This window comes from Kocuria rosea, from assembly GCF_023715525.1.
GTDB lineage: Bacteria > Actinomycetota > Actinomycetes > Actinomycetales > Micrococcaceae > Kocuria > Kocuria rosea_A.
The window spans coordinates 24,789-36,681 of sequence record NZ_JAMBOG010000007.1; the positions used below are offsets into that span (position 1 = coordinate 24,789).

Here is an 11,893-nt window from a genome sequence, read left to right on the forward strand (position 1 = left end):
CCCTCCGCCGCCGTTGTGCTGAGCGCAGACCCCACGCCACCGGCAGAAGGAGCCGTGCCCGTGATGCACCACCACAACAATGGACTCAAGACCGTCCTGCTGCTCGGCGGCATGTGGGCGGTGCTGCTCGCCATCGGCTGGGTCGTCGCGAGCAGCATGCGCAGCAGCCTCTTCATCTGGGTCTTCGCCCTGATCGGGCTGCTCTCGACCGCCTACAGCTACTGGAACAGCGACAAGATCGCCCTGCGCTCCATGCGGGCCATCCCCGTCACGGAGCAGCAGGCGCCGGGGTACTACCGGATCGTGCGGGAGCTCTCCCAGCGGGCGGACCGGCCGATGCCACGCCTGTACATCGCCCCCACGATGAGCCCGAACGCCTTCGCCACCGGGCGCGACCCGCAGAACGCGGCCGTGTGCGTCACCGAGGGGATCCTGCAGATCCTCGACGAGCGCGAGCTGCGCGGGGTGCTCGGCCACGAGCTGATGCACGTCTACAACCGGGACATCCTGACGTCGTCGATCGCCGCGGCCGTCGCCGGCATCATCACGTCCGCGGCCCAGGCCCTGCAGTTCGCGGCCATCTTCGGCGCCGGCCGGGGCGACGAGCGCGGCAACCCCCTGGTGGGGCTGCTCATGGCGTTCCTCGCGCCCGTCGCCGCCACCGTCATCCAGCTGGCCGTCTCCCGCACGCGCGAGTACGACGCCGACGAGGACGGCGCGCGGCTCACCGGCGACCCGCTGGCCCTGGCCTCGGCCCTGCGCAAGATCGAGATGGGCACGAGCGCCCGGCCGCTGGACCCGGCCGACCAGAAGCTGGTCAACACCTCCCACCTGATGATCTCCAACCCGTTCCGCGGCGGCGGGGTGGCGGGCCTCTTCCGCACCCACCCGCCGACGGCCGACCGGGTGGCGCGGCTCGAGGGCATGGCCGGCCTGCGCCGCTGACGCGCACCCCGACGAGGCGACGGCGCCCCTGACCACGGAAGGTGAGGGGCGCCGTCATCGTCGTCGGGGTCCGGGTTCCCCGGCCCGGGCGGGCGGCAGGTCAGGACCTGAAGGACACGTGCTTCTTCGACCCCTTGGCCGTGCAGACGATCACGTGCTTGCCGGTGCGGTCTGCCTTGTGCGCCGCCTCCGTGAAATCGCTGGCCTCGCCCCCGCACAGGCGCGCGGCCCGGGCCGCGGCGCGCTTGATGCTCGCGTTCTCCAGGACGACCTTCGTGCCGACGGCCACGTCGACCTTGCCGTCCGCCGCGGCCGCCGGCGTCACCCAGGCGCCGGCCACGAGCGCGCCGGACGTCAGCACCCCCACCGCTGTCCTCTTCCATGCCTTCACAGTTGCCCCCCGGCCGTGTGATCCAGTGTTACTAAAGATAAGGCGTGGACCCGCGGTATTCGCGACTGTGACGCCGATGGTGCGCGGCCGGAGGGGTGTCCGGGGAGCAGTGCCCGCGTCGGCGCTCGCTTCGGCACAGGTGGCCGTGGTTGCTCCGATCTTCGCCGCGCTTCCGGGCGCAGGCAACGGGGCATTTCTGGGGGCTTCCGCGCTCACCGGCGTTCTGGCTTGCTGGAGGCACAGATGAACCGGTTCCTGCCGGCTCGCACGGATCCGCGCGTCGTGCAGTGTCGATGCGCGCAGGGGACGTGGGCGGCAGGTGGACGGTCGAGCACGACGGGCGCTCGTCCCTGACGGGCGGGTGTCCGGTCCATCCGATCCCTGGAGGCTGGTACCGATGACCACCCCGATGCACATCGCCCGCATCACCGACGCGCAGAGGATGGGCCGCCGCGCCGGATGGAACCACCGGATGCTGATGAACGACTTCGACCGGCCGGCCGGGCAGTGGAGCGCCCTCCTGGCGGCCATCCGCGTCAACCCCTGGGCGCCCGGGGTGTACCCGCAGGCCGACGTCACCGAGGACGAGGCGGCGGAGTGCGCCGCGCAGTGGGAGCGCGGGTTCGGCGTCGGCGACAACGAGGCGCTGGCGCAGCTGCGCCGTCTCGCCGCCGTGCGACAGGCGCCCCACGTCGCCTGAGGCCGTTTGGACATGTCCCCGGGCGCCGGTGCCGCGCGGGCCGGCCGTGCTGGGGCAGGCTCCCGGAGCTTTCGCCGACCGGGGCGGACGGCTCGGATCAGCGGTCGTCGGCGAGCCGGGTCCGGGCGCTCGGCGGTTCCTGCCGACGCCTCCCGGCCGCGTGGTTCGGGGATTGCCGTGACCGGTCGTCCGCGGACTCGCTGCGGAGCCGGTGAGCCCGCGGATGCACGATCCCCAGGGGTCCGCCCGGTCCTCCTGCCGTCCGGGGACCGGTGGGCGCCCCACTCCTTGTGGGCTGCAGAGCGGACGCGCCCTGCATGGAAACGCGCACATACTGACCACCATGGGGGCCCTGCAAACATCGTTTTCGTTCTTGGACGCTCCGACCGGCGTCGCCTGTGTCTATGCCCTGGTGCTGCTGTGCGCTGTCGTCCTCGTCTATTACTTCCCTGTGCGAGCCGGTCTCCACTCCACTGCCGAGCACCGCGCTGCACCAGCGGGAGAGCCGGGCGAGGATGCCCCGGGCGCCCTCGACGACCTCCAGGGCGACCCGTGGCCGATCTACTGAACGGCCACGCGCACCCCAGGGGCCACCACCCGGTCTGCCCCTAGGTGGGGTTCCGGGAGCTGATCCGTCGTTGCCCGTCCGCCGGGGGAGTGGTTCACAGTGCCTTGCGTGACGACGAGGACGTGGTGGAGAAGCCCTGACGGTCCGCCGGAGGCCGCAGCCTGTGGTCGGGGCGGCGGAGCCGGCGCACGCCACGGTGGCGCCTCGTCCCGGACCCGGGCCGACCATGCCGTCACCGTGGGCGTGCAGCGTCGAGATGTCACGCAGGTGGCTCAGGGGAGTGCGCCGCCATGGGTGCCGGATGCTCCGGGGTCGGTGTGCAGCAGCGGTCCACCGGGGGTGCTCCACGGACGGCACGGTGGAGGGCGAGTTCCCCGGGGCTGCGGCAGCCACGCCGTCGTCGGTGGCTCCGTCCTCGGCCGGGCCGCAGAGCCCGTGAAGGGTCCGCCGGCCCGGTTCGGCCCAGGATGGCGGGGCCGTGTTCCACCGGAGCGCTCCGTCGGCCGATGTCGGCTCCTGCGGTCACGGCCCCGCCTCCCGGAGCCTCCGCATGGACGTCCCACCGGGACGGCACCGACCAGGGGACCAGTCGCCGGGTATGGCGAACGCCCGTCGCCACGAGCGGCGGGCCCTGCTGCGATCTCGTCGGGGCGCGCCCATGGCCCGTCTCCCACGGGCCTTGGAGCCGGGTGCTGGTGGCCGCAACACGGCCTCGGGTCGCCCGCCGATGGTCCGGGGCGCCAGTCCCTGGAGCGCCCGTGCGGGGACGAGGAGACCGAGGGCGTGGCAGAGGAGAGCGCGACACCGGCGGGCGCGGGGCAGAAGAGTGGACAGCCGGGGCCACCTCAATAATTCACCATAGTTAACAGCATGGTCGGGGGGAATCGTAGGGGGCGTCGTGTCAGGGGAGTTCGCCGAGCCGTTCGCAGCGCGCAATACTGCGCACGGACCGAAGCACCGCATGTCCGGCAACGGACCGGGGGGCGCGGCGACGTCGCGTCGGGCCCTGCTCAGTGGCGGGGTGCTGCTCGCGGCCGTCACGGTCCTGGGGGGGCGCCTCCCGGCGCCCAGCGCGCCACCCCACGGGTTCGTGCTGTGGGGATCGTCCTCCGCCGCCAGCCAGCTGGCCCGGCAGCACCCGCCCGGCTACCGCCCCGTGCGCATCGAGGGCCTGCTGTCCGAACTGCTCGACGTGCCCGGCACCACGCGGGCGGTCAGCGGTGACGTCTCGTGGCAGACCCTGTCGATGCGCAGCCACGACCACCCCTACGTCCTGGACCTGGCCTCCGGTACGGGGACCGGAAGCCTGCCGGGCCGGGGCTCGGTCACCGTGGCGAGCGCCGACGGGCGCGTGCCCGGCAGGTGCGGGCCGATCCCGGGCACGGTCGCAGGGGTGCGCTGCTCGATCCAGTCGGTGCCGGGCCGCAGCGGCGCGGTGTTCCTGCACCGCGACGTGCCGGGGGACGAGGTCGCGCTGGAGCCGGGCGCGGCCGTCCGGTGGCACACCGGCCTGGAGGAAGCCGACCGCGGCCGGCTGCACCTGCTGTGGATGGGCAAGAACAACATCGAGGACATTCCCCGGGTCCTCGCGGACACCGCGGCGACCCATGCCGTGGAGCCGGCCACCTCGGTGGTCATGGGCCAGTGGTGCACCTACACCGACCGGCGCGGCACGGTCGGCTGGGACCGGGTGCAGGAGGTCAACGCCGCCCACCGCCGCCGGTACGGGGCGCAGTACCACGACGTCATGGCCGACCTGCGCGATCCGGAGCTGTGGGACCTGCCTGCCCTGCGCCCGTACCGCATCGGTGCGTCGCGCCACGACCGGCGGTGGCTGGCGATGGGCCTGCCTCCGCGGTCGATCGTCGGCAGTGACCGCCGACATCTGAACGCACTGGGCAACACCATCGTCGCCCACGGTCTCCACCGCTACCTCACCGGGCCGGGCGCGGAACTGGGCCTGCTCTCCGGCCAGCCGGGGAGCACGGTGCAGGCGCGGCTGCGGTGATCCGAGGAGCCGGCCGGCCGGCAGGGACACCGCCGGTGGAAGGGATCGCGCGGTGGGCGGGCGCCGGTGTCCGCCCCTCGGAACGGCAAGCACCCGCGGGCCGTGGAGCCGATCCGGGAGGCGGTGCCGCAGGAGTCCGCCGCGCCGAGGATCAGTGCGATGTCGATGGCCGTGCAGAACCGCACCCCGGCGGCGGGGGATGGTGATCCCCTGCCGAGCACGTCAGTGCAGATTGGCTCCCGGGCGTTCATCCAGCGGGCCGGGGAGTCCGGGCTCGTTCCCTCGAGGGGATCGATCGCTGGCTGCTGCGGCAACGGTCTCAGGGAGAGCTCCGGGTCGCGCGTGCCGGTCGAGCTGCTCGACCGGCACCGCTGGAGGGCGAGGCTCGAGCGGGCCAACGCGATCTCCGACCACCTCGGGAGCCGGCGCAGGCGCCACTGCGCGCTGGGCCGGGTCTCACCGGTTGCGTGCGAACGGGCGCACACCACCCTGGCCCAGGAATGCAGAAACGGGACTCCACGGAACCAGCGTCACCCCGGTCCGGCCGACGGGGGTCGCTCCACTGCACGACCTCCGGCACTTGTGCGCCTCCGGGCCGACCGCGGAGGACACCACGCGCGGGGATGCCGCCGGCCCCATGGGTCAGCAGGTTCTCGGAGCTCCTGCGGACTCCGTGCGGACTCCGGGGAGGTCCCGCGTCGCCGACCGGGGCTGATGCCCCGGATCAGCGGTAGTTGATGAACTGCAGGTCGACCTCGAGCTCCGAGCCCTTGAGCAGCGCGATGACGTCCTGCAGGTCGTCGCGGGACTTGGAGGAGACCCGCAGCTCGTCGCCCTGGATGGTCGCCTTGACGCCCTTGGGCCCTTCGTCGCGGATGAGCTTGGTGATCTTCTTCGCCTGGTCCTGGGCGATGCCCTCCTTGACGGACGCCTCGATGCGGTACTCCTTGCCGGAGGCGAAGGGCTCGCCGGCGTCGAGGGACTTCAGGGAGATCCCGCGCTTGACGAGCTTGGACTGGAAGACGTCCAGCACGGCGTTCACGCGCTCCTCGGAGTTCGCCTTCATGAGGATCTTCTCGCCGGAGAAGTCGATGTCGGCGCCGACGCCCTTGAAGTCGTACCGCTGGGCGATCTCCTTCTGCGCCTGGTTCAGGGCGTTGGACACCTCCTGCTTGTCGACCTTGCTGACGACGTCGAACGAGGAATCGCTGGCCATGCTGCCTCCTGTGCTGCGGGGATGCGGGCGGCCGGTGGGTGCCCGCCGGACTCGCCCTCCAGTTTACCGGGAGCGTCCCGTCACCGTTTCGTGACCTTCGCCCAAGGGTCCGTCCAGGTCGGCCTCCGAGGATGGCGGCATGAGCAGAGCGACGGATCCCGACGACGTGGTGCCCCGTTCCTCCCGGACCCGGCGCGGCCCCGCCGTCGCGGCGACCGCCCTGGCGGTCCTCCTGCTGACGGGCCTGGGCCTGTCCCCGGCCATGGCCACGGCCACCCTGACGGCGTCCCCGTACGGAGCCCCGGGCTCCGCGCCGACGGGGGCGGGAGAGCTGGACCCCGAGGTGGCGGAGCGGCTCGCGGGCGTGGCCCAGGACCTGGCGGAGGCCATCACCCACGGCGAGATCACCGAGCTCCAGGCCGCGGCGTTCCTCCAGCAGGTGAGCCGCAGGATCGCCGGCTGAGGGGTCGACGGCCGGGCCGACGGGCCCGCCGCGGGGCGCGGCGGCAATTTCGCATCCCGCCCGATCTTCTGTACTGTTGAAGTGCTCCCGCATGCGGGGGCCGCCGTTGCCGGTCCGCGAGGCCCGGCAGTGCAACCCCGGCAGATTACCCGAGCGGCCAAAGGGGGCTGACTGTAAATCAGCTGGCAATGCCTACGGGGGTTCGAATCCCTCATCTGCCACGGCACGGGAAAACCCCGGTTCACTAGGAGAAACACCTAGGAACCGGGGTTTTCTGCTGTCAGGCGACACTCCCCCCGCGGCTCCCGGGGACCGATTTGTTAGAAGGATGTTAGAACTGCCCGTCAGGGGTAGCAGCCGAGGACCGCCTCGGAATCAACGCCGCCGCGCGCTCTGCTGCGTCCCGCCCCACCCCTTCCAGCAAGTGCGCGTACACGTCCGCTGTGAATGACGACCGGGAGTGCCCAAGTCGCTTGGAAATAACATTCATGTCCACGCCTGCGGCCATGAGCAGGCTCGCCTGTCCGTGGCGGAGATCGTGCAACCGTACTTTCCGTAGAGGTACCTTCGGCCCATTCGGGTCATCGCGGTTGGCGGGGACCAGAACCGTCTCCGTCAGCCGGTGGAACAGCCGGTCCACCCGTTCGGGACGTAGGGGATTGCCGTCCTCGGCACAGAAGACCAGGTCGTGATCCGCGTACTCCGAGCCCCACTCTTGGCGCTCGCAGTCCTGGGTGAGGCGGTGGCTGAGTAGCACGCCAGTGGTTCCGGCATCCAGCTCGATTCGCCGATACTCGCCCGAATCCGTCTTTGGCGTCCCGAATCTCAACCCCCGATGCACCGACTCGCAGCTGAGGCACTCGACCTCAGTTCCTGAGCGCTCCGTCAATTGCTGCCGGACCGTCACCACACCCTTGGTCAGGTCGACGTCCTCCCACCGCAATCCCAGGGACTCGCCGCGTCGTAACCCAGTGCCGGCGATTACCTCGAATAGCGGTGCCAGCCGGTCACCCTGCACTCCGTCCAAGAATGCCCCCAGCTCCCATGGCTCCCATGGCCGCACTCGGGCCCGCTGCACCTTGGGCAACTCCACGTCCCGGGCCGCGTTAAAGCTGACCAGTCGCATCTTCAGCGCGGTCGCCAGGGCAGAGCGGAGGCAGGCGTGCACCCGCGTCACCGTGTTTGCGGACAATGGCCTCCCGCATCGCCCCGGTGTCGCCTGGAGGTGGGCCAGGAAGTCGGACACGTGGCCGGGACGCAAGTCCCGCAATCGCAGACTCCCGAGGCCCGGGATGAGGTAGTCGTCAATATGCTGCCGATAGAGCCGCTCCGTGGCAGGGCGAAGGCCGTTTTCGACCTTCCGCTCCAGCCAGGTGTTCAGCCACGCTCCCGTGGTCAGGCCCCGATCGTCGGTCCAGGTGCCGGCGTTCATTTGGGACACGAAATCGACGAGCGCTGCTTCAGCTTCCCGCTTGGTCTTGAATCCACTGCGGACGACTTGTTTCCGCTTCCCGGTGATGGGATCGGTGGTACCGGTGAGCACGTTGAAGTACCAGGACCCGTGCGACTTAGTGCAGACCCGCCTTTTTCCACTCTTCGGATCGGTCAGAGCCAGTGCGGTGCACGTGCAGCGCTTGAACACGGACCCGGCCATTAGAGAACCTCCGGGCTGCTGAATTCGTGTGCCTTGGCCTGGATGTACACCAGGGCCAGATCATCAGGGATTGGAAGTGGATGGGCGAGTAGTTGGTTGCATGTTTCCCGGTAGGAGAGCGCCCCCCGCAGGGCAGAGACGGCGTGCTTCACCATCTGCTTCTGCAGTTCGAAGTCGTCTGTTTCGTGACGAAGAAAATGGCGCGCCGAAGCTTCGGCCGCCAGGATGTTGCGGAGGTTCCGGAGTATGGAGTACTCCGGGTCCGAAGCGGCGTCACCCCCACCAAACAAGCTCGGTCTTTCTCCACTGAACCACGTCAGCGCGTCGAAGGTCATGACAGGTAAGCCGGGTACTGCCTCAATCTTTGCCCCTGCTTGATCGTGGGGATAGATGAGGGTAATGGGAGGGACGTCCAAGGCGTTAGCGATAGCGATGAGATCAGTCACGCTTATGCTGTCGCGTCGCCCGTTCTCAAGATTGGCAATGGATGTCCGTTTCATTGGCACTCCCAGCTGGGTACACACTTCGGCCAGCTCCTGAGCGGACATTCCCCTGCGGTTCCGTGCGAGGGCGACGTTACGCCCGATCCGATGTGTGGTCTCAGTCGCCCACTCAGTCATGGAATCACCCTTCGTTGTGCTTGCAGTGCACGCTACATGGAGAAAGTGGCATCGTCCAGCACGATGTGGTACTTCTGGAGCGACTCGCTGACATCCTGCGGGTCATCAACTCGGAGGTTGTGTACATGAAGCACCAGATCGGTCCTCGGCCCCTCACCATCCCCCTATGGCCCGATGCCGCCCAAGCTCTCGGCATCGGCCGTTCCACCGCCTACGAGCTCGTCAGGCTGGGGCAGTTTCCCATTCGGGTTCTCCGTCTCGGACGCAAGCTCCGGGTCCCGACCGCCGAGCTCTACCACTTCCTCGGCGTCGACCCGCACGACGAAGCGTGAGCCTTCGGTGACCATTCCTGCGCTCGAGCGCCGCCGTCCGGCCACAGTCGGAATCCGACGACTCTGTCCCCTGAACAGGATCACTACGATGTCAATCTCGAAGTCTTCCGAGACTTCTGTCTCCAGCGATCTCCGAGTCGAAGCTGTCGTGCGCGCCGAAATCGCCGTGACCCATCTTGCCGAGAAGCTGATCTGGGCTGCCGATCCCGTCGTCTGTGCGGCATATCAGCATGGTCGCCACCACGGCTTTGCGGACGGAGAGCATCAGGCAGGGGGAAAAGCCGCGCTCGCGGCCGACGACTTCCTGGAGCGCCTGGCTGAGGACCAGAACAACGAGTCTCGCCCGCTCCCGCCCCAGACCGCCTACTTGAGAAGGGGGCCGGTCGCGTGACGGCGCAGGAAGCCACCGAGCGTCTCCTCCTGACCCCGGCGTCCATGATCACCCCGCGTCGGCAGAAGTGGTTCTGGGCGCCTGGGGATGCTGGCGTGATCCCGTTGGGCACAGGGACCATCTGTGCCGGCAAGGGCGGGGAGGGCAAGACCACCTTCATGTTGGATCTCGCGGCACAACTTACCCGCGGTGAGCTACCCGGTGACCTCTACGGGACCCGTGGCACTGTGATCATCCTTGGGCCGGAGGACGACTGGGACTCCATCATGGTGCCCCGCCTCCTCGCCGCCGGCGCCGACCTCGACCACGTGTACGCCATCGAGGTGGAAACTGTCACGGACACCCTGGCCATGCGGCGGGAACTGCGCTTCCCCCTAGATTCTGTTCAGCTCGAGATTGCCATGTCGGAGACCGGGGCGCGCCTGGTCCTCGTCGATCCAGCCCCTGCTCTGATGTACGGCGACATGAACAAGGTCCAGGACGTCCGTGCGGCCTACGGACCGCTGATGGCGCTCGCTCAGAAGTACCAAGCCGCCATGGTTTTGATCAACCACTTCGGCAAGGCTGCCGGCTCGGTGAGCAACAGGCTCTCCGGCTCCCACGCCTGGCGCGACGTCACCCGCTCCTACCTGGCCTTCGCCACCGACGAGCAGAGCGGGGAACGAATCCTCAGCCAGGACAAGAACAACTACGGCACTGGCAGTGGCTCCTACCGGTTCGCCCTTGAATCGGTCGATGTGCCCACCAGCGACGGGCCGACCAGCGTGGCTCGAGTTCGGTTTCTCGGAGAGTCTGAGGTGACCGTGGCCGAACTGCTCCACCGTGAGGGCCATCGGGAGGACGCTGGGGATGATCGTGACATCTACGAACGCTTCATCATTGAGTACCTGAGCGAAGAAGGCGGCACGGCGCCGGCCGCTGAAGTGCAGAAGGCAGCAGCCGCTGCTGGCTTCAACGTCAAGACCCTGCAGAGGCGCCGGAAAGAGATGAAAAATCCGGAGGTCACGACCGGGCGGAGCGGCTACGGCAAGGGGGCGAAGTACGTCTGGGCAATCAAGGTCCCTGTCGTCGCACCCATGGATCCCACTGACAGCTCCATGGATCCCATGGATTCTCGCGCCTGGCACGAAGGAATCCATGGGATCCATGAAGAGTCCATGGGGGAGAGGAACCTGGAGGGGCCGCTAAGGCAGGAACAGGGCGTCACCCGTTGACTGTCCCCACGGCGCCATCTGGCTCCCATGCTCGCAGTGCCACGCCGAACGGCAGGGACAACGTGACACAGATCCCCTCACTGACCTCCGCTGCGTCACTGATCATTGCGGTCACGACATTCCGATCACCGGACAGTGGTATCCGATCTGTCGATCTCGGCTCCGCCCGGTCCTTTGCGGCCCCGAGCACTCCCTGTGCACTTCCGGGAGACCCGGTGGGGAACCGCGGGCTACCCCTATCCGTCACGGCGATCGGCGCACTCACCGCTTGCTTCGTTTTGGTTCCCAGTGGCCTCGCAGGGCTGCGGCCAGCATGGGCTACGACCTCCTATTGTCACCTCTCCTGTGGCAAGTACCTGTGTTCGGCCTGCACATTAGGTCACCGTGCGGCGCTTCCACCACATCCACGCCAGCCATCTCTCCCAGGAGAACCCCACCATGACCACAGCCCCGTTTTCGCGCGACCTCAAGCAACTGACTCACCTCTACCAATGGCTCGTCACTCGTGGTCTCGATCCTGAGGACTTTGACCGCGGTGGCGCCCATCGTGACCTTCGCGCCATGGACGAAAACTTCCAAGCCATCGATCCCGCGCGGTACGCCGACATCGTGCTCGCTCATGGAATCCGGAGGGAGGAAGGATGAGGGATCGCCAAGGGCGCGACGGCGGCCATCAGCGAAGTGGTGCCGATTCCGCGAAAGCAAGAGCTGCAGCTTATCGCCCACCAGGACACGAACCGGGACACCTAAGGGAGGACCCAAGCATGCGCAGGCACCAGGAGATCGCCTTGCAGAACGAGGCCCGCGTCCTCGAGCTCCGCGCCCAAGGTAAGACTCTGGAGCAGATTGCCCGCGACCCCACAGTGGGCATCACCACCCGTTCCGGAGTCGCCAAAGCTCTGCGGCGGGGGCTGGAGCGCCGCGCCACGCTCGGTGCCGACGAGCTTGTGGCCTTGTCCCTGGAACAGCTCGACCAGGTAGATGCCGCGGTTGCCACCGTTGTCACCGCACCCGGGGTCGGGGTGGGTGACATCCTCCGGGCCCTGGATTTGCGGCGGAAGCTGATTGAGTCCCGCGCCAAGATTCTCGGTCACAGCGGAAGCGCAGCGGCGGGATCAGGTAGCAGCGACAATGGGGCGACTCCGGATGCCGGACCGGGGATCCTCACCGTCATGTCGCTCGACGACACCCCAGTGGAGTTCCTTCCCACGGACCTGAAGCCGGTCGGTCAAGTTCCCAGGCACGCATCCCTCGTCTTCCTCAGCCCCAATTGGAAGCCCGACGCGGCGTACTCCTTCGGGGAAGAGGGAAGGCTGCTGCGAGGCAACATCCTGTTCACAGCTTCTAACCTCAGCCCATGGCTGGATTGGCGGCAACAGTCCTGAAATCCA

14 protein-coding genes and 1 tRNA gene are annotated in these 11,893 nt (G+C 68.5%); 11 read left to right on the forward strand and 4 right to left on the reverse strand.

The genetic code is table 11. The features are described from left to right. Positions 1-63: 63 nt before the first annotated feature. On the forward strand, positions 64-945 hold the full coding sequence (gene htpX, locus M3185_RS06630) for a zinc metalloprotease HtpX (protein WP_251333011.1): 882 nt from the start codon (positions 64-66) through the stop codon (positions 943-945). Between the two features lie 100 nt (positions 946-1,045). On the opposite strand, the gene M3185_RS06635 is transcribed toward htpX, so the two are convergent. Continuing rightward, a complete protein-coding gene (locus M3185_RS06635) occupies positions 1,046-1,312 on the reverse strand; it encodes a hypothetical protein (protein ID WP_251332886.1) in 267 nt (88 codons plus the stop codon). Positions 1,313-1,733: 421 nt separating this feature from the next. Between M3185_RS06635 and M3185_RS06640 the strand changes: the two genes are divergently transcribed. The 3 genes from M3185_RS06640 to M3185_RS06650 all read left to right on the forward strand — a co-directional run bounded on the left by M3185_RS06640 (position 1,734) and on the right by M3185_RS06650 (position 4,612). Continuing rightward, on the forward strand, positions 1,734-2,036 hold the full coding sequence (locus tag M3185_RS06640) for a hypothetical protein (protein ID WP_251332887.1): 303 nt from the start codon (positions 1,734-1,736) through the stop codon (positions 2,034-2,036). Between the two features lie 343 nt (positions 2,037-2,379). After that, positions 2,380-2,604 carry a hypothetical protein gene (locus M3185_RS06645; protein ID WP_251332888.1) on the forward strand — a complete coding sequence of 75 codons (225 nt, stop codon included), beginning with the start codon at positions 2,380-2,382 and terminating at the stop codon, positions 2,602-2,604. 961 nt (positions 2,605-3,565) lie between these two features. Beyond that, entirely contained in the window at positions 3,566-4,612 is a 1,047-nt protein-coding gene (locus M3185_RS06650) for a hypothetical protein (RefSeq protein WP_251332889.1), read from the forward strand. A 724-nt stretch (positions 4,613-5,336) separates the two neighbouring features. Here the strand turns inward: M3185_RS06650 and M3185_RS06655 are convergent. Beyond that, entirely contained in the window at positions 5,337-5,828 is a 492-nt protein-coding gene (locus M3185_RS06655) for a YajQ family cyclic di-GMP-binding protein (RefSeq protein ID WP_251332890.1), read from the reverse strand. Between the two features lie 139 nt (positions 5,829-5,967). Between M3185_RS06655 and M3185_RS06660 the strand changes: the two genes are divergently transcribed. Together M3185_RS06660 and M3185_RS06665 are read left to right on the forward strand one after the other, a co-directional pair. Further along, complete coding sequence (locus M3185_RS06660) at positions 5,968-6,291, forward strand: hypothetical protein (protein WP_251332891.1); 324 nt, start codon at positions 5,968-5,970, stop codon at positions 6,289-6,291. Positions 6,292-6,430: 139 nt separating this feature from the next. Continuing rightward, positions 6,431-6,512, forward strand: a tRNA-Tyr gene (locus tag M3185_RS06665). 110 nt (positions 6,513-6,622) lie between these two features. Here M3185_RS06665 and M3185_RS06670 read toward each other — a convergent pair. After that, entirely contained in the window at positions 6,623-7,933 is a 1,311-nt protein-coding gene (locus tag M3185_RS06670; RefSeq protein ID WP_251332892.1) for a site-specific integrase, read from the reverse strand. 11 nt (positions 7,934-7,944) lie between these two features. After that, the gene (locus M3185_RS06675; RefSeq protein ID WP_285859578.1) at positions 7,945-8,565 is read right to left on the reverse strand and encodes a helix-turn-helix domain-containing protein; all 621 of its coding nucleotides are present in this window, start codon (positions 8,563-8,565) and stop codon (positions 7,945-7,947) included. Between the two features lie 125 nt (positions 8,566-8,690). Here M3185_RS06675 and M3185_RS06680 point away from each other — a divergent pair, with 125 nt between their 5' ends. The 5 genes from M3185_RS06680 to M3185_RS06700 all read left to right on the forward strand — a co-directional run bounded on the left by M3185_RS06680 (position 8,691) and on the right by M3185_RS06700 (position 11,887). Then, entirely contained in the window at positions 8,691-8,897 is a 207-nt protein-coding gene (locus tag M3185_RS06680; RefSeq protein ID WP_251332893.1) for a helix-turn-helix transcriptional regulator, read from the forward strand. A gap of 88 nt (positions 8,898-8,985) precedes the next feature. Continuing rightward, positions 8,986-9,288, forward strand: coding sequence for a hypothetical protein (locus tag M3185_RS06685; protein ID WP_251332894.1), 303 nt, complete (start codon positions 8,986-8,988; stop codon positions 9,286-9,288). Beyond that, positions 9,285-10,502, forward strand: coding sequence for an AAA family ATPase (locus M3185_RS06690; protein ID WP_251332895.1), 1,218 nt, complete (start codon positions 9,285-9,287; stop codon positions 10,500-10,502). The genes M3185_RS06685 and M3185_RS06690 overlap by 4 nt, the downstream gene beginning before the upstream one ends. A gap of 438 nt (positions 10,503-10,940) precedes the next feature. Further along, the gene (locus M3185_RS06695; RefSeq protein ID WP_251332896.1) at positions 10,941-11,147 is read left to right on the forward strand and encodes a hypothetical protein; all 207 of its coding nucleotides are present in this window, start codon (positions 10,941-10,943) and stop codon (positions 11,145-11,147) included. Positions 11,148-11,266: 119 nt separating this feature from the next. Beyond that, positions 11,267-11,887, forward strand: coding sequence for a hypothetical protein (locus M3185_RS06700; RefSeq protein WP_251332897.1), 621 nt, complete (start codon positions 11,267-11,269; stop codon positions 11,885-11,887). Positions 11,888-11,893: the final 6 nt, after the last annotated feature.

Coding starts and splice junctions, on each gene's coding strand:
- M3185_RS06645 (WP_251332888.1), top strand. CDS start 2,380: ATGGGGGCCCTGCAAACATCGTTTTCGTTCTTGGACGCTCCGACCGGC.
- M3185_RS06660 (WP_251332891.1), top strand. CDS start 5,968: ATGAGCAGAGCGACGGATCCCGACGACGTGGTGCCCCGTTCCTCCCGG.
- M3185_RS06650 (WP_251332889.1), top strand. CDS start 3,566: ATGTCCGGCAACGGACCGGGGGGCGCGGCGACGTCGCGTCGGGCCCTG.
- M3185_RS06655 (WP_251332890.1), bottom strand. CDS start 5,828: ATGGCCAGCGATTCCTCGTTCGACGTCGTCAGCAAGGTCGACAAGCAG.
- M3185_RS06700 (WP_251332897.1), top strand. CDS start 11,267: ATGCGCAGGCACCAGGAGATCGCCTTGCAGAACGAGGCCCGCGTCCTC.
- htpX (WP_251333011.1), top strand. CDS start 64: ATGCACCACCACAACAATGGACTCAAGACCGTCCTGCTGCTCGGCGGC.
- M3185_RS06675 (WP_285859578.1), bottom strand. CDS start 8,565: ATGACTGAGTGGGCGACTGAGACCACACATCGGATCGGGCGTAACGTC.
- M3185_RS06640 (WP_251332887.1), top strand. CDS start 1,734: ATGACCACCCCGATGCACATCGCCCGCATCACCGACGCGCAGAGGATG.
- M3185_RS06685 (WP_251332894.1), top strand. CDS start 8,986: ATGTCAATCTCGAAGTCTTCCGAGACTTCTGTCTCCAGCGATCTCCGA.
- M3185_RS06680 (WP_251332893.1), top strand. CDS start 8,691: ATGAAGCACCAGATCGGTCCTCGGCCCCTCACCATCCCCCTATGGCCC.
- M3185_RS06695 (WP_251332896.1), top strand. CDS start 10,941: ATGACCACAGCCCCGTTTTCGCGCGACCTCAAGCAACTGACTCACCTC.